Below are 21,866 nucleotides of genomic sequence, written 5' to 3' on the forward strand. Positions count from 1 at the left end.
TCGAGCCTTATGAAATTCAACAAGGTGATTTATCGGACGCAGATAAACGCTGAATACGCGGAATTTTTCTTTTTCTTCTTCCGAGTTCATCTGCGCTCGTCCGCGTCCCATTTGACCAATGATACCTTTTTGTTGGACGCGGATAAACGCTGACTACGCGGATTCTTTCTTTTCTCTTTCTCCGCGTTCATCCGCGCTCGTCTGCGTCCCTTTTGATTCCCTGTTCCCGCAACCAAACTTCCGTCCGCTTCATCCCTTCTTCCAAACTCACTTGCGCCTGCCAGCCGAGCAGGTCATGCGCTTTTTGATTCGAGACGGTGTTTTTCTTCGAGAGCATTTCCATCGCGCCGCGCCCGAGTTCGGTGGGTTTGCCGAGCAATTTGAAGATGATACGCCCAATCTCGGCAATGGCAATCGCGGACGAGGTACTCATCACACGCGGACTGCCCTTCCCCAACATGCGATAATAATGCCCGAAGAAAGTTTCGCAAGTGATGGTCTCTTCGCCGCCGAGGATGAAAATTTGACCCATGCCTTCGTCCCTTTCCGCCGCAAGCATGATGCCGTTCACCAAATCGTCAATGTAAATGGCGCGGAAGATTCCCTGTCCATGCGCGGGCAGGAGGAACAATCCCTTTTGAATCATCTGCACGGGGATCACCGTCCACGGGCGCGAGCCAGGTCCGTAAATATCGGCGGGGCGGATGATCGTACAAGTCATCGCGCCTTTCGCGTGCGCCGCCAGGACGACGTGTTCGCTGGCGATCTTCGTATCCACATACGGGTTGCCCGTCGGCATGATCGGTGCGGACTCGTCGGCGCGATCCTCGATATTGAAACGCATGGCGGCGAGCGATGAAACATGGACGAAGCGTTTCGCTCCCGCGCGGATCGCCGCCTCCAACACGCGCCGCGTCCCCAACACATTCACCCGCCACGCTTCTTCCCGCGCCACATTGTTGCTCACAATCGCGGCGGTGTGGATGACAAGGTCGCAGTCAGTCAGCGCGGATTGCCAACGTTCTGGCTTCGATACGTCGCCCGCGACGATGTTCAAAGCGGCATCGGCGCGGATGTCCAGTCCGCAAGTCTCTGCGCCCAATGCGCGATACTGTTCCGCCAGCGCGCGCCCGACAAAGCCCAACGCGCCCGTGATGAAGATTTTTTGATAACGAGTCGTTTTCATATTCAAATATATGCGTAGCGCGCGTTCTCTAACGCGCACTGATATACCATCGGCGTTAGAGAACGCCGATTACGCGCGGTTTCGCTCATTTCGCATCTTTTCCAAGCGCTTCATGCCGCGCCGCTTCATGGATTCGTACAGCCAGAGCATGAGCGACGGGTTGGCATGATTCAACTTCGTCAGCCAGCCGCGCCAGCGCGGGAGGTTGAGTTCAAGCGGCTTATCGCGCATGGCTTTCCAGAAGGCGCGCTCCAGGTCGAACACTGTCAGCGTGGCGCCGCTAAACGCAAGCGCGGCCTCCTCCCCCGCCGACTCGAGGCGTTCCGTCAGCACGGGCGTATCCACCAGATCGGGCGAGATGACCGTCACCGCGACTCCCATCCGCCTCCATTCAATCGCCGTTGCAATCGAAGCGTTTCGCAAGCCGCCCTTCGCCGCCGAGTAGAGCGCGTTGCCAGGCGTGGGCGAGACTCCCGCCAGTGAAGCGACATTGATGATGTGCCCCGCCTTCTGTTTGAGCATGATCTCGCCGACGAGTTTCATCCCGATCAACGCGCCCTTGAGGTTGATGTCAATCACGCGGTCTATCGCGTCGAGCGGCTGGTCGCGCAAAAACAGCGGACGATTCGCCCCCGCGATGTTGAACAGATAATCCACGCGCCCGAAGCGCTTCAACGTCTCTTCGATGAGCGCCTGCCATTGTTCGGCTGAGCGAATATCGAGCGCGCACAAAATCATTTGTTCATTGGGCGCGAACACAGAACGCAGTCCATCCATATTTGAATCGGCGAGTACCAATTGATACTCGCCGATTTTTTTCGAGAGGGCTTCCGCCCAATGCCTGCCGATTCCGCTGGCGGCGCCAGTGATGATGATGGTTTTTAGGGTCATGTTAATTCATTGGACGCTGACGAGCGCAGATTTACGCGGAGATTTTTCTAATATCCGCGTTCTTCCGCGTTTATCCGCGTCCAATTATGAATTGGCATTACTCCGCCGAGTTTGTAGATAACGTCGCCATTTCGCGGGCTTTCGTTTCGTTGACGCGCAACATCAGCGCCCAGCCAGCGAAGAGGAACACGGCAATCGAAAGAAGCGCGAGCCTGTGACCCGATTGTTCAGCCACCAACGCCGCCTGCCCCTGCGACTGATACCAGATGGTCAACTCCGCCGCGAGCCAGCCGAAGATGGCGGGACCGATGAACGAAGAGGTGCGCCCCGTCAGCGCGAAGAAGCCGAAAAATTCGCCGCTCTTTCCCTGCGGGCTGAACGTGGCGACCATCGCGCGGCTGACCGATTGCACGCCCGCCATTGCCGCACCGATGAACGCGCCGATGATGAAGAAGTGCGTCTGGTTTTGGGCGAAGTACATCGCGCCGATACAAGCCGCCATCAGAAAGATCGAAAGCGTCAACGCTTTTTTGCCGCCCAGTTTATCTTGCAGGTTTCCAAAGAGCAACGCGCCGACCACGTTGGTCGCCTGCACGACGATGAAGAAGATGATCAAGCCCGTCTGTTCCAGACCGAACAACACCGCGCCGAGGATCGCGGCGAAATCGAGCGCGATGATCACGCCTTCGTTATAAATCAAATAGGCGAGCATGAACTTGAGGAACTCTTTGAAACCGCGCGCGGCTTTGATGGTCCCGCTCAGTTGCTTGAACGCGATGCTGATATAGTTCTCGCCTGCGGGCAAAGCCTGCGGCTGGGCGCGTTCCTTCAACCAGCGGAAGATGGGGATGGAAGCCAGCGCGAAAAAGATCGCGGTGACAACCAGCGTGCCGCGCACCACGAGCAGGTCGCTGTCGGTCATCAGAATCGGCGGGAGGATGAGGAGTAGGATGACGATACCGCCCGCCGAGCCAATCGCCCAGCCCGTCCCAGCGATGCGACCCGTCTCTTCGGGGGCGGCGATCTCAGGCAGGAGCGCGTCGTAGAAAACTTGCGCGGCGCGATAGCCCAGTTCCGATAAAAGGAAAAAGAGGATCGCGATCGCAATCGTCCCTTTTTGGGTGAAGAATAATAAAGCGGTGAACACAACCGAGAGCGCCGTGAAAAAGAACAGGAATTTTTTCTTCGCGCCCGAATAATCGGCGATTGCCCCCATGATCGGCGCGGCAATGGCAACGATGATCATCGCGACCGAGATGCTCAAGCCCCACAAGCGCGAACCTTCCGCGCCGCCCACCACCTGGTTCTTGAAGTACGCGGAATAGACTGCCAGAAGTACAACCGAAGCGTACGCGGAATTTCCGAAATCGTACAAGTACCACGCCACCCGCTCGCGCTTCGTGGATTTGACCTGCGGAATTGTGTCTGTCATCTGTCCTTCCTCCTCGGCGATATGAAATTGTCTTACATTTCGCGCAAGTATATCATGGGGAAAAATGACTTCCGAAATTTTCAAGAACAAGAAATGCCTGTGTTCCAATCATATTTCTGTCAGGGTCTAACAATGAAAATCGGCGTTAGGCGCTAAAGCCACAAGGTATAATCGGTAAATCACGAAAATAGGTCATGGACGCGGTTACACTGCGTCAAGGCAGGCAACACGCTTTGTTTGGCAAATCGAACTGTCGCCTGAACTTTCATGAAGCGCTGGTAATCGGCGCAACAGCTAAAATGGATATTCAACCTCTTTATACAAAGATCGACAAGACCATCCAGTTGACGATGGGCTTCCTGGTGCTCGAAAGTTCGAGCGGGTACCCGCACGGCGAATCCAACATGTATCTGGTTGCCCCAAACGGAAAGATCCTCTGGAAAGCCGAAACCCCAGAAGGAAATACGTGCTTTTCGCGCGTCAAACTGAATGAAGACGGCGAGACATTTTCCGCCTACACGGTACACGGTCACGCCTGCGAATTAGATCTGAGAACGGGAAAACTGATCAGTTTTACGAGCATTCAATGATCCGAGGCTTTCTCAACCAGCCGTGGTTTCTGTGGGCAGGGCTTGCCATGATTTTGGCAATCGTGTGGGTTTTCGTAGGACCGCATACAAAGATTCCAGCCGCGCCGGGCTTTCGATATTTCATTATCCGCTGGGGTCACGCGCTGACGTGGCTCCTGTTGGCGGTGAATTTCTTCCTGCGAGGGATTAATCCGTCGTTCGATGGGACAGCCAACTTGATCGCCGCGGCGGGCGGGTTGGTATATCTACTGTTTATGGTGATGACGTTTATAATTAAGTAAGCATAAAAAGGAGTCCCGAATGGTACTCAAAACTCTTGATGAACATATAGAAATCACGCCTGGCGTCATGGGCGGAAAGCCGCGTATTGCGGGTCATCGCATCTCGGTGCAGAATGTGGTCATTTGGCATAACGAAATGGGCTACAGTGTAGAAAAAATTGCCGAAGACTATAATCTGAGCCTTGCAGATGTTTATGCCGCGCTCGCCTACTATCACGACCACAAAGAAGAAGTTGACAAATCCATCGTAGAAGGTGAAAAATTCGTTGAGGAGATGAAGAAACTGTATCCATCGAAGTTGAAGAAGAAACTCGATGGCAATTAATCGCTTATGCCCATCAAAGAACGCCCATGCGCCAAAACATCGAGGGCTTGGTTTTGATTGCAGAAACAATGACCGAAGAGGAACTGGTAAATCACGTTGAATACTTATAGCGCTTACCGCGACGCTCTGCGCAAGGCGGATAACAAGAAATCATAATTTCAGGAGTCACAATTGAAAATCATCGCATGTATCAAACAAGTCCCAGACTCGGAAGCGAAGATCAAAGCCGAGAATGGGCAAATCAACACAGGCGACTCGCCGCTGGTCATCAATCCATTTGACGAGTACGCGGTGGAAGGCGCGCTTCAGCAGAAGGAAGCGACAAACGGCACAGTCACCGCGTTGTGCATCGGACCCGAATCCGCGAAGGAGGCGTTGAAGCACGCGCTCGCAATGGGCGCGGACGATGCTATTCTCGTCTCAGACCCCGCGTTAAATAATTTAGATACAGTTGGCGCGGCGCGTGTCCTTGCCGCGGCGATCCAAAAGATCGGCAGCGTGGACATGGTCGTGTTCGGGCGGCAAACGCTCGACAACGGTTCAGGACTCACGTCCGCGCAGACGGCGCGCGCTTTAGGGTGGTCACTGCTGGGGTTGGCGGGGCAGATCAAAGTCCAAGAAAGAAGCGTGACTGTTGAACGAGTCATCGAAGAGGGCAGGCAAACTGTCAAAGCGAATCTGCCCGCAGTCATCAGCGTTGTGCAAAGCATCGGCGAGCCGCGCTATCCGTCGTTCATGGGAATTCGCAAAGCGTCGAAAGCCGAGATCCCCGTGTGGTCGTTGAGCGATCTGGGAATCGCCGCGCCCGATGCGATCATCAAACGCAGTGAGTTGATGAACCCGCCCGCGCGCGACACGTCGGTGGAAATTATTTCGGGCGAAAGCCCCGCCGAGATCGCCGACAAACTTGCCGACAAACTCATCGCGGAGAAAGTGTTATGAAAATTTTTGTTTACATTGATCACTTCAAAGGCGAAGCGCAAGCCACATCGTGGGAGGCGTTGGGACTCGCAAAAAGTTTCGGCGCGACGACTGCTTTGGTTTTTGGTTCTGGCGTGGATGATGTGGCGAAAGCCGCGTTGGAATATGGCGCGGATGACGCGCTCGTTGCAGACGACTCGGCTCTTTTGGATTTTCGCGCTGAGACGTACGCTTCGACCCTCTCTGCCATCGCTTCTTCTCGGACCCCCGACCTGATTCTGTTCCCCACAACGACTCGCACCCGTGAGTTCGCCGCCATGTCGGCCGTGGATTTGAACACCAACGTCATCACCGACGCGACCGCCGTTGAAGTGAACGGCGATTCGATTGTTGTGACACGTCCGATCTACGAAGCAAAATTGTTTGAGAAGGTGACTACCTCCGCAAAACCGCAATTGATCACGTTACGCGGACGCGCATTTCCGAAGCCAGAAAAAGTCGCTGGCAAAACTGGGACAATCACAAAAGTGGAAGCGAAGACCGACGCGCTCACAACCGTCGAAGGCTACAGCGTTGCGGATGTTGGAGTCAGTCTCAACGACGCGGGCATCATCGTCTCGGGCGGACGCGGCGTGTCGAATAATCCGTCCCTGCAACCGCCTGCTGGACTCGACGACAAGCAAGCCGAAATTTGGCGCGCGCATCAAGGATTCAAGTTGGTTGGCGATCTTGCGTCTGTGTTGGGCGGCGCAGTCGGCGCAAGTCGCGCGGCAGTGGACGGGGGCTACATCCCATACTCGAATCAAGTTGGGCAGACGGGTAAAGTCGTCGCGCCCGATCTGTACATCGCCTGCGGCATCTCTGGCGCGATCCAGCATCTCGCGGGAATCCGCTCGGCGAAGATGGTCGTGGCGATCAACAAAGACCCCGACGCGCCGATCTTCAAAGTGGCGCGCTATGGCGTGGTCGGCGACTTGTTCCAGATCGTCCCCGCGTTGACGGAAGCGTTCAAGAAGAAGTTGGGGAAGTAGCATTATCAACAGGGATGCGAATTCGATCCGTATCCCTGTTTTATATAGGGCTTACGCAGTTTAACCGTTGCGCCGTAGTTGCACTGCGGCGGCAGTACAACTGCCCGCCAACTGCGTAAGTCCAGTTATATCTTTTTTCGGAATGACGGAAAGGATGATCGCGTGAAACACACCCAAGTGTTACTGGTCAGCATGGCTCTCCTGACGCTTGCATGCAATGCTCTGCGTATTCCCGCCACCCCGGAACAAGAATCAAACGCGCCCCAGAACTGTCCCTCCACCCTATCGAGCGACGCGGAGGTGGAGCAAGCCCGACGCTATCAAGAATCAGAGTTTACCAATGGGGATTGGGAGCAGAGCTACACGGTAACGGAATTTCGGCTTACGGTCACAAGAAAGAGCGAAGCCTTAAACTCGGTGATCAACTTCGATACGGTCATTTTCTGCGATGTCACAAATCCCGCCCTGAATGAGTACTATTCTCCCGAAAATTTCGCGATCATTTTCCAATATTACGACACCTATAAATTTCTGGATGAATGCCAAACCGGTAATCTGCGGCTGTATGAGTTGGCGTTCAGCGACGCGGGGATCGACTATACGGGTCGCTTTTGGTCTGAGATTCTTGACCAACACCATATTCGAGAAACTCTGGTCGTATTTCCCACGCCTGATCAGGCAAGCCTCGAGCAATTCAGCCAGGCTTTGGAGTTTGAATTGCCCGCCTGCAAGTAAAAAGAATAGGGTCTCCCGTAATCAACGGGAAAGAGCTTCACCACGAAGGGCACAAAGTACACAAAGGCAAAAAGGAGCCTAGATTCCTTGCGTTTTCCTTTGTGACCGTCGTGTCCTTTGTGTTTGAAAAAAAGGTTTCCCGTTAAAAACGGTAGAGCTAAAGAATATTCACCTCGCCGACCGACGGTGGTTGAATCAGTTTGATTGGATGTGAAGTTTCATCCACCCCATTGGGGGAGTAACGAACAGCGGTTCTTCGTGTCATGGCTGACATGCTTCACGACAGTTCCCGTATAAAGAAGCAATCGCCACTCGAGGTGAACCGCCATGAAACGACAAAGCCATAAAACCATCCTGATCTTATTCGTAACCTTCGCGACAATTCTGGCATGTAACATGCCCAGCCAGGCAACGCCCACCGAGGCGCCTGTCGTCGAGCCGTCGGCAACGCTGATCTCGCCCGTGATAGAAACGCCGGTTCCGCCGCCGACCGAAATCGGCATCCAACATACAACCATCCCCGCGAACCTGCCCGAAAATCGAAGTAGTCATGCGGGCGACTACGATTCGTCGGTGACGGCGGACGAGAAAAAATCCAACGGCGGAGACAGGTTCACCTTCGAACGATTCGAGCGCCCGTTCAACGCCAACACGATGGACATTTACTATCCCGAACTCGATATTGTGGACACGTTCGTATTCCAGGATGAAACCTGGCTCTACGGCACAATCAAAGTGGTCGACCGGGCGGCGGTGAATATGTCGCCGTATCGTTTTGCCATGCAACTGGATACGGATGTCAACGGCAAGGGCAATTATCTCGTTGTTGCGTTGAATCCCTCCTCCACAGAGTGGACAACGGACGGCGTTCAAGTGTATCAGGATGCGAATCGCGATGTGGGGAACTTGACCGCCATGGTATCTGATAAGGGCGCTCCCGGAGGCGATGGGTTTGAAGCCAACTTATTTGATAACGGAAAAGGGAACGATCCAGACAGCGCGTGGATTCGCGAATCGCCCAACGATGCCAATACAGTTGAAATCGCCGTCAAGCGCGCATTGGTTGGCAACCCGCCTTTGTATATGGTCGATATGTGGGCGGGTCATGGAAACCTTGACCCATCCCTGTTCGATTTCAGCGACCATTACACTCACGATCAGGCAGGCGCGGCAGACCCGGGGTTGCCGAATTTCTATCCGATCAAATCGGTCTTCGAACTGGATAATTCCTGCCGCATGGCAGTCGGATTCGAACCCAATGGCAGTGAACCCGGGCTTTGTCCTTTTATTGCGCCGCCAAAAGCCGAGGGAGGAGAAACCCCCACCAGTTGTGCTCCCAGCATGACAGAACTCAACTCTTGCATGCAATTCGGCGGAACCTGGAACTACGCGACCTGCCGTTGTGATATTCCCGTTATTCCTTGATGAGCAATAAACAGACTTTATCGGTCATAAGACAAAACCTGCGTTGGACGCCGACCGCAAAGCGCGCAGAAGACGCAGATTGTTTCGCTCTTTTCATCAGCATGCATTAGCGTTCATCCGCGTCTTAAAGCATTTTGCAAGATAATCAGGTTGAGCAACTTGTTCGTCAACCGCAGCGACTCGAGCCTTTGAGTCGCTGCGGTTTCTTTATTTCGCTGGCTTCACCACACGTCCGCCGATGATTGCCGCGATGCCGGCAAGAACTAAAACCAGCGTCCCGCCGCACACGCCAACCGCAGTGAAGGACGCGCCCAGTCCTTTGATCGCGATCTCCTGGTTGGGAACCACTTTTGTGGTTCCATCTTCAAAGGCGCACGTCCATTCCTCCTGGTGACCGCTGGGACCGCTCGGGCTTGTTGTAACGGGTCCGCGATTATATTCTTCCTGGTCGATGGAAACAGCGCCGGGGCAAACCGCCCAACCGGTCAACATATCGAACACCGGAGGGATGCCCACCAACATCGCCCCACCGACCGGCACAATAAACAACAAGGAAGCGCCGCCCGCAAGCAAGACAATTAACGCGCCGATACACGATCCATGCCAACGCTTCATGATCGATCTCCTGGGTTGAAATTTATCGATTTGTTTCTCGTAATGCGACATTCATGTCGCTCTTGCGCAAGAGTAGCCTAACAAGCGAGACGCTTCGCAGTCTCGCATTACGGAGTTAACTGCGTAAGGCGAGTTAATAAGAACATTTCTCGGCTTCATTATAGCAACAAAAAATTGCGCGGAGCGTGTGCTCCGCGCAACCTAACCCCGTCCAAGTTTGATTCAGGCATGAGAAAAACTGGGCATCTCGACCCGGTATGCCGAGGGAAGCAGGTCTTCGACCTTTTTCAACGCGGATCGTAACTGCATTCGAGCGCGGGCGAGGCGGCTTTTCACCGTTCCAACCGGCACGCGCGTCGCTTGCGCGGCTTCTTCATACGACATCCCTTCAATGTCTACGAGGATTACCACCAGGCGGTAATCCGGCGTCAGGGCGCGGATGCAACGACGGAGGACCTCTTGCACCTCCGAGGATTCAGCCAACTCCTGCGGACCTGCCGCGAGGTCCATCAGCCAGGCTGGCGATTCGATCTCCTCGCCTTCGTTGTTATATGGCTCGAGCGGCATGGCAAGGTGACGTTTCTCGCGCCGCAGTTCATCATAACTGGCATTGATCGCCACCCGCGCCAGCCAACTTTTGAAAGACCCGCCGCGAAACGACCGGAGGCTATTGAAAGCCTGGGTCAACGCGTTCTGGGTGGCATCCTCCGCGCTGAGTTCGTTGTGTGTGACCCGCAAGGAAACACGATACATCATATCCTGATACTTTAACACAAGCAGGTTGAACGCATCCAAGTCGCCGCGTTGGGCGGTGGCTATCAACATGGTTTCGGTATCGGGATAAGTTTTCATACGTTTATCATACTCCCCCGATGTTACAAGCCTGTCGCAAAGATGTCACAGTTTTGTGACATCTTAACTATACCCCGCTTGAGATGGCTGTTTATCGTCGCGGCAAACGGAGCGAGAAGACCGTCCCGCGCGGTTCCGCCTGACTGGAGCGCACCCCGCATCCTCCACCGTGCAAAATGGCTATACGATTGACGAGTGCAAGCCCTAACCCGCTCCCCTCTGTGCTCCGCGCATTCGACCCGCGATATAACTCATCGAATATTTTCGACAAATCTTCGGAGGCGATGCCCGCTCCCGAATCTGCCACTTCGATGACGATTGCCCTGCCGTCCTCCATTGCGCGCACCTCCACCGAATCATTCGCGGACGTGAACTTGAGCGCGTTTTCGACGAGGTTGTACACCGCCAGCACGAGCAGGTCGCGGTCGCCGGTGAGCATGGGGAATGGCGATGGGATTTTTGGAATCAACAGGCTGATGCTCCGTCCTTCATAAGCGGGGATGGCGCGCGCGCCTTCCACCACATCCTCGAGCAGGTCCGGCACATTGACTGCGTACCGCTCGATGGGACGCTCGTCGAGGTCGGCGAGTTTGCGCAGGTCGGTAAGCAGGCGCGTGAGGCGTTCGACCGCCCTATTCGCGTTTTGCCCAGCTTGCGAGCGCTCGTCTGCCGCTTGCGCCTCCTGTAAATTGACGAGCGCGGCGCGTAACCCGGTGAGCGGGTTTTTTATCTCGTGATCGAGCCGCCTCAAAAAGTGACGGCGTTTTTGTTGCGCATCTTCCACGTAATCGGCGTAGAGCGTATGCGCCTCGTCTGCGCGGCGTTTGTCCCAGTATCGAACGAATACAATAACGCCGGTGATAAAAAAACCCAACAGGAATGCGAATACTGCCGTGTTGCGAATGGATAACCCAAGCACCAAACCGAAGATGCCAATGTCGATTGTTGTGAGTGTGGGAGGCGCGAATGGTAGCAGAAACCACGCCAGCCCGGCGAGGAGCAGTCCCACCCAGAGCGGCAGTGTGAGTTTGGCGTACCTCAACCATCTTCCTGAAAGTCGTCGCATTTACCCTTCTCCATGAACGGGCGCGATGAAGCGATAGCCCTCGCTGGGAATCGTTTCGATGAAGCGCGGTTCGGAAGGGTTATCGTCCAAGGCGCGGCGGAGTTCTGCCATGCGCGTGTCTACCGTGCGCGTGCCGGTGGGATATTCCCAACCCCAGACCACATCCAACAGGCGTTCGCGCGAGATGGCTTCATCGGGATGGGTCATCAAATATTCCAATACGGCGAGCGCTTTGGGTGTGAGTTCGATGGTTTCACCGGCGATGGCAGCCCGACGCGCGCGGCGATCTAGCACAAGTTCGCCGGCGGTGAGCAACCAGGCTGTGGATAATGATCGTTCGCCGGGGCGCGCCCGCCGCAATACCGCGCGGATGCGCGCCAACAATTCATGCGGATCGAAGGGTTTGTTGAGGTAGTCATCGGCGCCTTCTTCGAGGGCAAGGGCGCGTTCGGAGGCTTCGCCGACTTTTGTGAGCAGGATGGTGGGGGTCCAGATGTTCAGTTTCCGCAGGCGGCGCAATGTTTCGCGCCCATCCATGCGCGGCATGAGCACATCGAGGATGATCAACTCGGGGTGATGCGCCTGCGCTTTATCGAGCGCGGTTATGCCGTCGGATACGACCAACACGTGGAATCCCGCGCGTTCGAGGAACGGCGCGAGGCTATCCGCGATGGTGGGATCGTCGTCGGCGAGGAGGATGGTGGATCGGTCGAGGGACATTAACTCTCCCTCACCCCTGCCCTCTCCTGCGGGGAGAGGGGGAAAAGATGAGGCTAGAGAAAAGCCCGGTCGGGCGGACCAGGCTTCTCGTCGGAAAAGAGGCGATGCATCCTATTGGAAAAATCCAAAGGTGTTGATGATCAAGTCGAAGATCGCCGACTCGACGTTTTTGTCGAAGACCGGCGGGGGCGTGGGCAGGTTGCCAGGGTTGACCGATTTGAGCACGAAGGCGAGGTTGACGCACGCGTTGTTGCTCACGGTGGAGTAACTGACCCAATCGAAGAAACTGCCCGCCGCGCCTTCCGAGCCGCTCTCTTTGAGGAATTGCACGCCGTTGATGGTGACATTGCTCGAGGAGACGGCAGACCCGCTGGCGTATTTACAGGATGCGGCGTTTTCAGTGACGGTGATGGCGAGGTATTTTTCGCGCAGGTTGGTGTTCGGGGCAAATTGTAGATCGGCGCGACCGGAGTTTTCGCTCATGCCAGCCGAGGCGTCGGGCGGAATCATGACAAAGAATTTGTATTTATCGTTTTGGAAACGGTTCCAGCCGTTTGGTGTTGAGGTCTGCGGGTTAGGGGTGGGCGTAAAGGTTGGGGTTGGGTTCTGCGGGTTAGGGGTGGCTGTAAAAGTTGGCGTGCCTCCGCATGGCAATGGAGGGGTTGGGGTCGGCAAGGTTTCAGCGCGCGTATTATTTTGTTCATTGCTTTCAGCAACGGTGTTGCCCGGATCAACTGTCACTGTGGCGGGGTTGGCAAAACTTGTGAAGAATACGGATTTGGATTCGCCCACTGCCAAGCCGTTGACGGTTTGTTGGGCGCTCCCGGACTGCACAATGAAACTTCCCACAGCCGCCTGTCCGCTGTTGGTCACGCTGACGCGCAAGCCCAGCGCTTCACCGGGGTTGAAACAACTCGGGTTCGGGAAGGATACGCTCAGGGAGTTGATGGCGAGGTCTGGCAACGCGCCTCCGCCGCCTGTTGGGCGGAAAATATGCGGACCCACCCACAAGGCTCGGTCGCCAGCGGCAGGACCCACCGCCAGCGCGGTGAGGATGAATTTCACATCTTTACCGGCGAGCGCCGAGAGGTCAATATCCACGTTGTACACTTGTCCTTCGTAGCGTTCGAGGAACGGTCCCCATAGCGTGGCGATCGGGTCGCTTCCTGTTTGAAAGTCGAGGCGGTAGGCAACGTAACAGAGGGTCGCGCCGCCTTCGCATCCGATGGTGGCGCGGAAGCGGTCGCCGTTTTGCACTTTGAAGGCGGGGAAGAAGCCTTGAACGTATCCGCTGGAGACATTTTGGGGGAAGGTGAGGATGCTCGGACGGTTGTCGGTTGCGCCGGTTTCGAGTTTTGCGCTGGAAAGTTTCAACACAAATCCTTTTGCATCGCCGTCGGCGCCGGGGCACTGCAATTGACCAGCCCCGCTGAACCAGGTGCCGGCGCACGCGTTCGTGGCAAAGTCATAGGCAGTGTTGGGGCTGGGCGTGACGGTCGGTCCCGCAGTGGCTGTTGAGGTTGCGGAGGTTGGCGTTTTGCTGGGTCCGCCAGGCGTTACTGTTGGGCCTGAAACTTTTATATCGACCCACCAGGGTTTGTTTGCTTGCGCGCCAATACCAAACAACGCGCCGCTGGCGTTCTTGAACATCCAGTAACCGCGATAGGAACCTGCGGCAGAGGGCGCGATCATCGGCACCGAAATGTCGATGGTCTGCCCCACTTCCACCGCGCGCGAGAATGCCGCGGCGGAGGGCGCGCCCATTTGTTCGCCGCTGAAGAATACCATTTGGTATGAAGTCGACCATGCGCACGCGCCGACGTTCTTCAATCGCCAGGTTTTGGTAAACGTCTGACCGGGCGCAAAGGTTGTGCCGTCGGATACAGTCACGTCGGAGACGAACTGCACCTTATCGCATGACGATGGCTGGACGGTCTGCGTGATCGGGGCGGGTGTTTTTGTCGGTGTGGAGGTGGCAAGTGTGCCGGTCGCAGTTGGAGGAGGAGCGCTTCCTTTTCGGACGATGACCGGGTTACCCCATAGGGCGCGATCGCCCACGGGCGAGCCATACGCGGAAATATACAAAATGAATTTGACTTCCTGACCTGCAAGCGGAGAGAGGTCGATGTTCGCATCGTAGGTCAATCCCTCGTAGCGTTCGCGGAATGTCCAAAACGTGCGGATCGTGCTCCCCACTTCGTAATCGAGCCGGTAGGCAACATAACATGACGTTGCATTGAATTCACATCCCACGCGGGTTTGGAATTTATCGCCGCTTTCCACTTTGAAGGCGGGGTAACGCGCTTGAATGAATCCGTTGGTGAGGTTTTGCGGGGCAAACAACATGCCCGCCTGCGCCATCTCGACACTTGATTCAAACTTCGGCTTATCTTTCTTGATGGCAAAGCCTTTTGCATCGCCGTCATTCCCGGGGAACGAAAGCCCGCCCGCGCCGCTCGACCAGGTGGCTTCATTTGCCTTTGCGGTAAAGTCGTAGACTACGTTCGTGGTCGAAGAACCGACGACATTGATCTCGACCCACCAGGCTTTGTTGGCGCTTGCGCCAATTCCAAACAACGCCCCGGAGGCGTTTTTGAATTTCCAGTAACCGATGTAATGACCTGCGGTGGCGGGCGCGGTCATGTTCACGGTGAGGTCAATGATCTGACCGGGGGCAACATTATTCGCAAAATTACTGGAGGTGGTGGCGCCCATTTTCTCACCGGTATCGAATACCAGCGAGTAGGAGGTCGTCCATGTGCAGGTGCCAACATTCCTTAACTTCCAATCTTTGGTAAATGCCGCGCCCGCATCAAAACGGGTACCATCGGGGACGGTGACATCGGCGATAAACTGCGCCCTATCGGTGCATGACTGCGCCGCCGCTACAGACGACGCGGTTGCGGCGGCTGGCAGGAGCGACAACATCAACGCGAACACCACCATGATGGAAAGTGCATGGAATCGGGTTTTCATAGGCTTCTCCTCTTGTTCCAATTGACTACGACGATAGAAACGTCGAAAAGTTCCTCAGTGACTATACGCCTCTAGTATAACTTTTCTTTAACAAATGTTCAATATCGGCTGGATGACTCTTTTCTCCTCGTATAATGTAAACGCCTCGCAGGATTCCTGAATGGATTTCACCTCTGATCCAAGCCTGCGGGACGGTGAAAATTACACCATGCCTAGAACGATTCTCCACCTGGACCTTGATGCCTTTTTCTGCTCCGTCGAAGAGACGCGCAACCCCGAACTTCGCGGCAAAGCCTTCGCGGTGGGAGGCAGACCCGAGGAAAGAGGAGTCGTCGCGTCCTGCTCGTATGCCGCGAGGCGGAACGGAGTCCGCAGCGCCATGCCGATGAGCCAGGCACTTCGACTCAACCCCGGGCTGATCGTCGTGTCGGGAAATCATCGCGCCTACCGCGACGTGTCAAAACAAGTGATGGAGAGACTCCACGACCTCACCGCGTTGGTGGAACAGATTTCAATTGACGAGGCTTTCCTCGACATCTCGGATATTCAGGATGACTCACAACGCATCGCCCGCGGACTTCAGACTCGCATCCGCGACGAACTGCATCTCCCCTGCTCGATTGGGATCGCGTCGAACAAGCTTGTGGCGAAGATCGCCACCGAGGTTGGCAAAGCGCTCGCGCTGAAACGCATCAAAGCCGACGGGCGAACTGAGCCGCCCAATGCGGTGACAGTCGTCCCGTCGGGCGAAGAAGCGGCGTTCTTGAATCCACTGCCAGCGGATATGTTATGGGGCGTCGGTCCGAAAACATCGAAGCGACTCGCCGAGCTGGGCATCCACACGATCGGCGATATTGCGAGGTGGCGCGAAGAGGATTTGATCCGCTTGTTCGGCGAGAATGGGCGCGACCTTGCGCATCATGCCAAGGGAATTGATAATCGCGCTGTTGTCACAGAGCGCGAGACGAAATCCGTCAGTCAGGAGATCACGTTTTCGCGCGATGTGCGCGACGACAAAATGTTGGAGAAAACTGTGCGCGAACAATCGGCGGAGGTGGCACGGCAGTTGCGAAAAAATGAACTGGCTGGCTCGACGATCAAGTTGAAGATCCGCTGGCCCGATTTCACCACGTTGACGCGGCAAAAAACGTTGAACCATCGCACCGATCAAGAGGATGAAATTGCAAAAGCCGCATTGGAGTTGTTGCGAGCAGTCCGCAAGCCGAATCAATATGTGCGCCTCATCGGCGTCGGCGTGAGCGGACTCGGCGCGCCGATCCGTCAACTCGGCTTGTGGGATGTGGACAACGAGAAGTCGCGCAAACTACAAGAGGCGGTGGATGTGTTGAGGGAAAAGTATGGCGAGGATGTTATTTTCAAAGGAGAGCAAGAAGTAGACACGTAGACAGGTAAACAGGTAGAGAAGTAAACAAGGAGAATGCCATGAAGACTCTTGATCTGAAAAAGGAATTGAAATATTTGTACGCGCCTTCCGCAAAGAAAGCGGAGATCGTCAAAGTGCCTAGACTGCAATTCGCAATGATAGACGGCGTGATCGAAAAAGGAAAAGAGCCTGGCAACTCGCCCGCCTTCGCCGAAGCGACTCAAGCCTTGTACAGTATTTCGTACACGCTCAAGTTTATGTTGAAGAAGCACAAAACCAACGCGATAGATTATCCCGTGATGGCATTGGAAGGATTGTGGGGCATACAAGATGTGAATGTTGACGTGGGTAAAAAAGATAATTGGTCTTTCACGTTGATGATCCTGCAACCCGCTGTCATCACCAAAGATATTTTCGCGGAGGGGATGGAACAAGTCCGCAAGAAGAAAGGCGACTCGCCTGAATTGTCGAAGGTGCGGCTGAGTCATTTTGAAGAAGGCATCTGCGCGCAGATGATGCACATCGGACCGTACGCCACCGAACCCGCCACCATCGAGATCATGCGCGCCCTCGCGGCCGAAAACGGCTACCGCGATAACGTCGGACCGAACGGCTTGCACCCCGAGATCTATCTCGGCGATCCGCGCAAAGCAGATCCCGCGAAGTTGAAGACGGTGGTGAGGCATCCTTTGAAGAAAGTCTAAAATCTTGAACCGCAAAGGGCGCTAAGACCGCGAAGAAAAAAATTAAACTTTAGCGCACTTCGCGTGCTTAGCGGTAAAAAAATGAATTGCTTTTACCATCCCAACAGACCCGCCATTGCCCTCTGCAAATACTGCCAGCGCGGACTATGCTCCGATTGCGCCGCACACGCAGGGGATTCGCTCGCGTGCAAGAATCTGCACGAGGAACAAGTCCGCGCGATGGAGGCGTTGATGCAGAGGAACATCCTGCAATCGAAACGCGTCGGCTCGGATTATTTGCGGAACACAATTTTTTACGGCGTTGTTGGGATTTTGTTCACTGTGTTTGGAATATCCCAACTCAATTGGCTGGGATTGCAGGCTGTCGTCTATGTGATGATCGGGCTCGCTTTGCTCTGGGCGGCAGTGGCGAATTATTTGGAAAGTAGGAAGTATAAATAAATGGGAACTTGGATTTCACACCTTCGCATCGCCGAAAATTTGTTGAAATATTTTCCTGAACTAGACGAGGTCGCATTTTCTTTTGGTAATCTCTCACCTGATTCGGGAATCCCCAATGCAGACTGGACAGAATTTGATCCTCCGAAAGAAGTTACCCACTTTCTGAAAAAAGGCGAGGGTGAAGATGCCATTCATGATATTGTGTTTTACGACCAATATCTACGCAATGTCAATCCAACAGACAACATTAAACTTTACAGTTTTCGCCTCGGTTATTTCTTTCACCTGATCTGTGACATCACGTGGGCAAAACGCATCGGCGCAGCAACTAAACGAGATTTCAAAGAACTATTTGAAAAGAATCGGAAAGAATCTGTGGGGATTGTCAAAGATGATTGGTACGGATTAGATCAACTCTATGTGAGAGATCACCCCGAAAACATTTTCTGGCGTTTGATTATGAAATATCCAGACCCGCCGTCTTATCTGCCTTTTGTGAAGGATGAGGCGCTTCACCAGCAGTTTGCCCATATCCGCAAATATTACAGTCAACAAGAAGACAAATGGTTTCTTTCTCTGCCTTACATCTACTTAAATGAAAAAACGATGAGTCGCGTCGTGGACGACAGTATTCAGGCAGTCTTAATGGTCTACGAAAAAGTGCAGAACATGAAAAACCTTGAGGAAGTAAAAAGCAGTGTCAGCATGTTACCTGAATTCTTGATTACGCCTTATGACTCTCCTTTGGGAAATTAACACTGCAACTTCGTCAATCCACCTGCGTATGCCTTTCTAGAAATCAAAAGGTGACTGTCACTTCAAAAGTGACAGTCACCTACTCAACGAAAGGAGTACACACATGAACACCAACTACAAACAATTGACTCGAAGCGCGTCCAACCGCATGATCGCGGGCGTGTGCGCGGGCTTGGGCGAATACATCGGCATTGACCCGACCATCGTCCGCTTGTTGACCGTGCTGGCGTTTTTCACAGGCTTCGGCGGGATCGTGCTGGTCTACCTGATCATGGCGCTGGTTGTCCCTGAGCAGGCGCAAGTGACTGAATAAGGATCGATGAGACGACCTATACGGTCATCTCATTTTTTCTTGTTTGAGCTCTTCCTATTCATTAGATCAACTTTCATAGCAAGTAATTTATTGGAAGTTTCAAATCTCATGACGTTATTAAAATAAAACACCGAACGGTCTACTGCTTCGCTCATAGGATTATTTGTATATGGAATAATCGAATCGATCTTCTTGTTCAATTCAGCACGTATACTATGATTATCAGACCAAAGATGTGAAATTATGCCAAGCGCATATGAAGCAATCAATGATTTATCAACTTTTTCGGGAAGGGAATCTCGGCTAATAAGAATATTAAGTTTATTTGCGACAATAAAGCCTATATGCGTCAAGTTCTTAGAAATGGCTTGTACACCAATTTCATATAGTACTTGGCTAACCTGGTTTATTGAACTTAAATGCAAAGTAGCTGTCATATCCAAAACATCTATGTATTTGAAGACAATTTCATCTACTTTTCTTGGTTGAGTTTCTACTCTTCGTATAACAATTTGACTTAAACCGCCAAGCGATCTGACCGCATCTTGTATATCATCTCTTACATCCAACTCTCTATCTTTACTAACAAATATTATTAATCGAATCATATCAGCTGGTATAGAAAAGTTTTGTAAGTTACCAGAGATATCAGTATCAAACACTTCCACCAATCTTAATGAAAGCGACTCCAAACTTTCTCCCTGATACTCGGGACGAGAACAGGCTTTTTCGACAATCCTAGTCATACTTAAGAGAATAAGATTCCGAATTTGCCATGAGTCGGTTTTAATTCCCAATTCAAGCAAATCAGAAATAGAATTCTTATTTAACTTGCCCGATTTTTTCAAAGAACGGAAAACTTCCAACTCTAATTGCTGCACTAAACCATCATAGGTGTTGACAAAATATGCAAGAACAATTGCCGTACTCATATCAACCAACAGCAAGATCAATATCAAACCATACCAAATCCGTTCTGATAAACCTGTATACCTGTTTGCATAAAACATTGCTAAGAATAAAAACACAAATGATATAAAAATTGGCACAAGTGCAGTAAACACCCATTGTTTTCTTTTTAAAATTACAATTCTAATTTCCCGAGGTGCGGCCCATGGGGTATATACCGCCGGAAATAATATCAACGACACTATAGGACCAAATGGAATATCCATCATTTTAGCCCTCTTGTTTTTTCTAAATATTTAGGGTTTTGCTCTTTGATCCGATCAATAAGATCAACGAGTATTGTGTCTTTAAGGCCTGCAACTTTCTGTTGAAACACCTGGATATTCAAATCTTCTAAACTGGCATGAAGAACCGCATCATTCTCTACTGTAAATACGCCAACATGGTACGGTCTAATCCATCCTGGAGGTGGAAAAGAAATATCGGATTTATGACTTAGCAACCAATTTGCTAATTCCAAGCCTAACCGCGCATCTGCGTTATCTTCGCCCCTTTCTCGATACACATTGACCCAGTAATCGTCTATTCCTGGAGGTAAGCGCATATCAAGAATGACCACGTCATATTCCTTGGTTAGTAAATAACGGACTGCGCTCGTAGCATCCTCGGCGAGATTGATATCATATTCACCACTGATATAAATAGGACCGGTCAGGTTTCTCAATTCCAAACGGGCACTATCTTCCACCCAAAGAACTTTGGTCTTCATACAGTTCTGGCCTCCTCAGCTGGTTTAGAATTTCTTACCGAAGGCAATACGAAAGTTGCTTTCGTAAGAAAAGGTTGATTGTAGTAGCCTTCACTTCTTTCATCATAAGAACTATGAGCAGGATGACTTTCAATTTCTAGATACCCGCCGTGCGACTTGGCAATATGATTTGCATCAGTAAGTCCAATACCCGTACCAAGACGACCGAGATCTTTGGACATTTCTCCACGATAACCAAGTTCAAATACCTTCCCCGTTTCAATTTCCTCACGCTTTATAGGTACTCCCCAATTTTCAAATTCGATATAAACTTTTTGATCCTTTAACATTGTACGGATAGATACCAATGTTGTCTTCCGGCGCTCAAAACCGCGATGCCAGGAATATTTAATGGCATTATGCATCAAATTAGAAAAGGCGCGTACTATCTCGCGCTCATTGACGTTGACATATATATCATCTACTTCTTTGCGATCAATATCTACTTTGAGACTTCGGGCATATTCAGCGTGACGCCTAACGCATTCAATAATGAGTGCCTTTACACTCATAATCTGACGTTGAACCGGGGCTCGCGCATCAGAAGTGATAAATTCGCGCAAGCTATGTATAGTGTAATCCATCTGAATGACTGCCGCTCGTGTCTCAAGCACTTCTTTGAGACTAGCCAGCCTTTCCAGTTCCCAAGCCACGATTTGGATTTCACGTGTCCGTGCACGCGGGATTTTCCCCGGTGTGATAGCGGCATGGATTTGACCCACCTCATTAGCTACTTTCCTTAGTGCGGGAGAGTATGACTCGGGAGTCGGGATTTGTTCTTTGAAGGAACGCAGAAACCTCACAAACCACAGTAACTGCTTCCAGCGTGAGGCAGGCAAAGCCTTCAGACGCTGTTTCTCGTCGGCACTTTCAACCAATCGTTCGATGGTAAATGCCAGCTTGTTAGCCGCGTCAGTCAGATGCGATTCCACTTCATCTGTGGACGGAATGGAAACATCCGGAAATGGCTTTGGTTCAAATGCCTCAATCACTGCATCCAGCGTCTGCTTGACCATTACCAAGGTGGTTGTGTTGGCGTGTAGAATACGCCCAATATCGAAGCGCAATTCATTGACCGCATCGCTTAATTCCCTTTCATGCCGCCTAGACTCAATCTCACTTGTTATATCCACCATGCATCCCACAAAACCAATTATCTGCCCATCATGGGCTTTCATTACTTGTGAATAATCTTCAACATATAAATCCCGCTGTCCTACTTTCAAATGCAATATTCCCCGCTCAACATTCTTCCCCTGTTTTGCACGTTCAATGGATTGCTCAAGCGTAGATTCTCTATCAGCAGGGTTAGCATAATAATCTTCAATATTCGCGTCAATTGGGCCTTCGATGGGTAGTTCCAACATCTTGCGAGCTGTTCTGTTACAAACAATTATCTGCCCGTCCAAAGTTGTCATATATACCCCAATAGGCAACTCACGAAAATCGAAGTTCTCAAACTGGCTTAATGAAGCTGACATGCTAAGTCCTCAAAACTGAGTATA

General features: G+C 52.5%; 23 protein-coding genes. 12 read left to right on the forward strand and 11 right to left on the reverse strand.

From position 1 onward, the window contains the following. Positions 1 to 187: 187 nt before the first annotated feature. The 3 genes from AC16KF_RS16820 to AC16KF_RS16830 all read right to left on the reverse strand — a co-directional run bounded on the left by AC16KF_RS16820 (position 188) and on the right by AC16KF_RS16830 (position 3,617). Positions 188 to 1,186, reverse strand: a complete 999-nt coding sequence (locus tag AC16KF_RS16820) for an NAD-dependent epimerase/dehydratase family protein (protein ID WP_484038511.1) — start codon at positions 1,184 to 1,186, stop codon at positions 188 to 190. A gap of 69 nt (positions 1,187 to 1,255) precedes the next feature. After that, positions 1,256 to 2,077 carry an SDR family oxidoreductase gene (locus AC16KF_RS16825; protein ID WP_484038512.1) on the reverse strand — a complete coding sequence of 274 codons (822 nt, stop codon included), beginning with the start codon at positions 2,075 to 2,077 and terminating at the stop codon, positions 1,256 to 1,258. 97 nt (positions 2,078 to 2,174) lie between these two features. After that, on the reverse strand, positions 2,175 to 3,617 hold the full coding sequence (locus AC16KF_RS16830) for an MFS transporter (protein WP_484038513.1): 1,443 nt from the start codon (positions 3,615 to 3,617) through the stop codon (positions 2,175 to 2,177). A gap of 86 nt (positions 3,618 to 3,703) precedes the next feature. Here AC16KF_RS16830 and AC16KF_RS16835 point away from each other — a divergent pair, with 86 nt between their 5' ends. The 7 genes from AC16KF_RS16835 (at position 3,704) to AC16KF_RS16865 (ending at position 8,817) form a co-directional block, all read left to right on the forward strand. Then, positions 3,704 to 4,099 carry a hypothetical protein gene (locus AC16KF_RS16835; protein ID WP_484038514.1) on the forward strand — a complete coding sequence of 132 codons (396 nt, stop codon included), beginning with the start codon at positions 3,704 to 3,706 and terminating at the stop codon, positions 4,097 to 4,099. Continuing rightward, entirely contained in the window at positions 4,096 to 4,380 is a 285-nt protein-coding gene (locus AC16KF_RS16840; RefSeq protein WP_484038515.1) for a hypothetical protein, read from the forward strand. The genes AC16KF_RS16835 and AC16KF_RS16840 overlap by 4 nt, the downstream gene beginning before the upstream one ends. A gap of 19 nt (positions 4,381 to 4,399) precedes the next feature. Continuing rightward, positions 4,400 to 4,705, forward strand: a complete 306-nt coding sequence (locus AC16KF_RS16845) for a DUF433 domain-containing protein (protein ID WP_484038516.1) — start codon at positions 4,400 to 4,402, stop codon at positions 4,703 to 4,705. 171 nt (positions 4,706 to 4,876) lie between these two features. Then, the gene (locus tag AC16KF_RS16850; RefSeq protein WP_484038517.1) at positions 4,877 to 5,647 is read left to right on the forward strand and encodes an electron transfer flavoprotein subunit beta/FixA family protein; all 771 of its coding nucleotides are present in this window, start codon (positions 4,877 to 4,879) and stop codon (positions 5,645 to 5,647) included. After that, positions 5,644 to 6,657: an electron transfer flavoprotein subunit alpha/FixB family protein gene (locus AC16KF_RS16855; RefSeq protein ID WP_484038518.1), complete on the forward strand. Its 1,014-nt coding sequence runs from the start codon at positions 5,644 to 5,646 to the stop codon at positions 6,655 to 6,657. Before AC16KF_RS16850 ends, AC16KF_RS16855 begins: the two co-directional genes overlap by 4 nt. A 162-nt stretch (positions 6,658 to 6,819) precedes the next feature. Then, complete coding sequence (locus tag AC16KF_RS16860; protein WP_484038519.1) at positions 6,820 to 7,392, forward strand: hypothetical protein; 573 nt, start codon at positions 6,820 to 6,822, stop codon at positions 7,390 to 7,392. Positions 7,393 to 7,719: 327 nt separating this feature from the next. Beyond that, a complete protein-coding gene (locus AC16KF_RS16865) occupies positions 7,720 to 8,817 on the forward strand; it encodes a hypothetical protein (protein ID WP_484038520.1) in 1,098 nt (365 codons plus the stop codon). Positions 8,818 to 9,024: 207 nt separating this feature from the next. On the opposite strand, the gene AC16KF_RS16870 is transcribed toward AC16KF_RS16865, so the two are convergent. The 5 genes from AC16KF_RS16870 to AC16KF_RS16890 form a co-directional block, all read right to left on the reverse strand. Next, entirely contained in the window at positions 9,025 to 9,432 is a 408-nt protein-coding gene (locus AC16KF_RS16870) for a hypothetical protein (RefSeq protein WP_484038521.1), read from the reverse strand. Positions 9,433 to 9,654: 222 nt separating this feature from the next. Beyond that, a complete protein-coding gene (locus AC16KF_RS16875) occupies positions 9,655 to 10,284 on the reverse strand; it encodes an RNA polymerase sigma factor (protein ID WP_484038522.1) in 630 nt (209 codons plus the stop codon). Positions 10,285 to 10,375: 91 nt separating this feature from the next. Then, complete coding sequence (locus AC16KF_RS16880; protein ID WP_484038523.1) at positions 10,376 to 11,350, reverse strand: sensor histidine kinase; 975 nt, start codon at positions 11,348 to 11,350, stop codon at positions 10,376 to 10,378. Further along, positions 11,351 to 12,070, reverse strand: coding sequence for a response regulator transcription factor (locus AC16KF_RS16885; RefSeq protein ID WP_484038524.1), 720 nt, complete (start codon positions 12,068 to 12,070; stop codon positions 11,351 to 11,353). Positions 12,071 to 12,181: 111 nt separating this feature from the next. Continuing rightward, positions 12,182 to 15,046: an NBR1-Ig-like domain-containing protein gene (locus AC16KF_RS16890; RefSeq protein ID WP_484038525.1), complete on the reverse strand. Its 2,865-nt coding sequence runs from the start codon at positions 15,044 to 15,046 to the stop codon at positions 12,182 to 12,184. A 160-nt stretch (positions 15,047 to 15,206) separates the two neighbouring features. Between AC16KF_RS16890 and dinB the strand changes: the two genes are divergently transcribed. The 5 genes from dinB to AC16KF_RS16915 all read left to right on the forward strand — a co-directional run bounded on the left by dinB (position 15,207) and on the right by AC16KF_RS16915 (position 18,644). Beyond that, positions 15,207 to 16,451, forward strand: a complete 1,245-nt coding sequence (dinB, locus tag AC16KF_RS16895) for a DNA polymerase IV (RefSeq protein ID WP_484038526.1) — start codon at positions 15,207 to 15,209, stop codon at positions 16,449 to 16,451. A gap of 38 nt (positions 16,452 to 16,489) precedes the next feature. Further along, positions 16,490 to 17,134, forward strand: a complete 645-nt coding sequence (locus tag AC16KF_RS16900; protein WP_484038527.1) for a GyrI-like domain-containing protein — start codon at positions 16,490 to 16,492, stop codon at positions 17,132 to 17,134. A gap of 81 nt (positions 17,135 to 17,215) precedes the next feature. Continuing rightward, positions 17,216 to 17,575 (forward strand): hypothetical protein, encoded by a 360-nt coding sequence (locus AC16KF_RS16905; RefSeq protein ID WP_484038528.1) that lies wholly within the window; start codon positions 17,216 to 17,218, stop codon positions 17,573 to 17,575. Continuing rightward, positions 17,576 to 18,331, forward strand: a complete 756-nt coding sequence (locus AC16KF_RS16910; RefSeq protein ID WP_484038529.1) for a zinc dependent phospholipase C family protein — start codon at positions 17,576 to 17,578, stop codon at positions 18,329 to 18,331. It begins immediately after the preceding gene. Between the two features lie 103 nt (positions 18,332 to 18,434). Next, on the forward strand, positions 18,435 to 18,644 hold the full coding sequence (locus AC16KF_RS16915; RefSeq protein WP_484038530.1) for a PspC domain-containing protein: 210 nt from the start codon (positions 18,435 to 18,437) through the stop codon (positions 18,642 to 18,644). 29 nt (positions 18,645 to 18,673) lie between these two features. Here the strand turns inward: AC16KF_RS16915 and AC16KF_RS16920 are convergent, their stop codons facing one another. From AC16KF_RS16920 to AC16KF_RS16930, 3 genes are read right to left on the reverse strand one after another with little or no spacing between them, the layout of a single operon-like run. Further along, positions 18,674 to 19,822 (reverse strand): hypothetical protein, encoded by a 1,149-nt coding sequence (locus tag AC16KF_RS16920; RefSeq protein WP_484038531.1) that lies wholly within the window; start codon positions 19,820 to 19,822, stop codon positions 18,674 to 18,676. Continuing rightward, positions 19,819 to 20,322, reverse strand: coding sequence for a response regulator (locus AC16KF_RS16925; RefSeq protein ID WP_484038532.1), 504 nt, complete (start codon positions 20,320 to 20,322; stop codon positions 19,819 to 19,821). Before AC16KF_RS16925 ends, AC16KF_RS16920 begins: the two co-directional genes overlap by 4 nt. Continuing rightward, a complete protein-coding gene (locus AC16KF_RS16930; RefSeq protein ID WP_484038533.1) occupies positions 20,319 to 21,842 on the reverse strand; it encodes a PAS domain-containing sensor histidine kinase in 1,524 nt (507 codons plus the stop codon). Before AC16KF_RS16930 ends, AC16KF_RS16925 begins: the two co-directional genes overlap by 4 nt. Positions 21,843 to 21,866 lie beyond the last annotated feature (24 nt).

It is taken from the genome of Candidatus Defluviilinea gracilis (assembly GCF_057138825.1).

Excerpts from the sequence above, each read along its gene's own strand:
- AC16KF_RS16820 (WP_484038511.1), bottom strand. The coding sequence starts at position 1,186 with ATGAAAACGACTCGTTATCAAAAAATCTTCATCACGGGCGCGTTGGGC.
- AC16KF_RS16825 (WP_484038512.1), bottom strand. The coding sequence starts at position 2,077 with ATGACCCTAAAAACCATCATCATCACTGGCGCCGCCAGCGGAATCGGC.
- AC16KF_RS16835 (WP_484038514.1), top strand. The coding sequence starts at position 3,704 with ATGGACGCGGTTACACTGCGTCAAGGCAGGCAACACGCTTTGTTTGGC.
- AC16KF_RS16840 (WP_484038515.1), top strand. The coding sequence starts at position 4,096 with ATGATCCGAGGCTTTCTCAACCAGCCGTGGTTTCTGTGGGCAGGGCTT.
- AC16KF_RS16845 (WP_484038516.1), top strand. The coding sequence starts at position 4,400 with ATGGTACTCAAAACTCTTGATGAACATATAGAAATCACGCCTGGCGTC.
- AC16KF_RS16855 (WP_484038518.1), top strand. The coding sequence starts at position 5,644 with ATGAAAATTTTTGTTTACATTGATCACTTCAAAGGCGAAGCGCAAGCC.
- AC16KF_RS16865 (WP_484038520.1), top strand. The coding sequence starts at position 7,720 with ATGAAACGACAAAGCCATAAAACCATCCTGATCTTATTCGTAACCTTC.
- AC16KF_RS16870 (WP_484038521.1), bottom strand. The coding sequence starts at position 9,432 with ATGAAGCGTTGGCATGGATCGTGTATCGGCGCGTTAATTGTCTTGCTT.
- AC16KF_RS16875 (WP_484038522.1), bottom strand. The coding sequence starts at position 10,284 with ATGAAAACTTATCCCGATACCGAAACCATGTTGATAGCCACCGCCCAA.
- AC16KF_RS16880 (WP_484038523.1), bottom strand. The coding sequence starts at position 11,350 with ATGCGACGACTTTCAGGAAGATGGTTGAGGTACGCCAAACTCACACTG.
- AC16KF_RS16885 (WP_484038524.1), bottom strand. The coding sequence starts at position 12,070 with ATGTCCCTCGACCGATCCACCATCCTCCTCGCCGACGACGATCCCACC.
- AC16KF_RS16890 (WP_484038525.1), bottom strand. The coding sequence starts at position 15,046 with ATGAAAACCCGATTCCATGCACTTTCCATCATGGTGGTGTTCGCGTTG.
- dinB (WP_484038526.1), top strand. The coding sequence starts at position 15,207 with ATGGATTTCACCTCTGATCCAAGCCTGCGGGACGGTGAAAATTACACC.
- AC16KF_RS16900 (WP_484038527.1), top strand. The coding sequence starts at position 16,490 with ATGAAGACTCTTGATCTGAAAAAGGAATTGAAATATTTGTACGCGCCT.
- AC16KF_RS16905 (WP_484038528.1), top strand. The coding sequence starts at position 17,216 with ATGAATTGCTTTTACCATCCCAACAGACCCGCCATTGCCCTCTGCAAA.
- AC16KF_RS16910 (WP_484038529.1), top strand. The coding sequence starts at position 17,576 with ATGGGAACTTGGATTTCACACCTTCGCATCGCCGAAAATTTGTTGAAA.
- AC16KF_RS16915 (WP_484038530.1), top strand. The coding sequence starts at position 18,435 with ATGAACACCAACTACAAACAATTGACTCGAAGCGCGTCCAACCGCATG.
- AC16KF_RS16920 (WP_484038531.1), bottom strand. The coding sequence starts at position 19,822 with ATGATGGATATTCCATTTGGTCCTATAGTGTCGTTGATATTATTTCCG.
- AC16KF_RS16925 (WP_484038532.1), bottom strand. The coding sequence starts at position 20,322 with ATGAAGACCAAAGTTCTTTGGGTGGAAGATAGTGCCCGTTTGGAATTG.
- AC16KF_RS16930 (WP_484038533.1), bottom strand. The coding sequence starts at position 21,842 with ATGTCAGCTTCATTAAGCCAGTTTGAGAACTTCGATTTTCGTGAGTTG.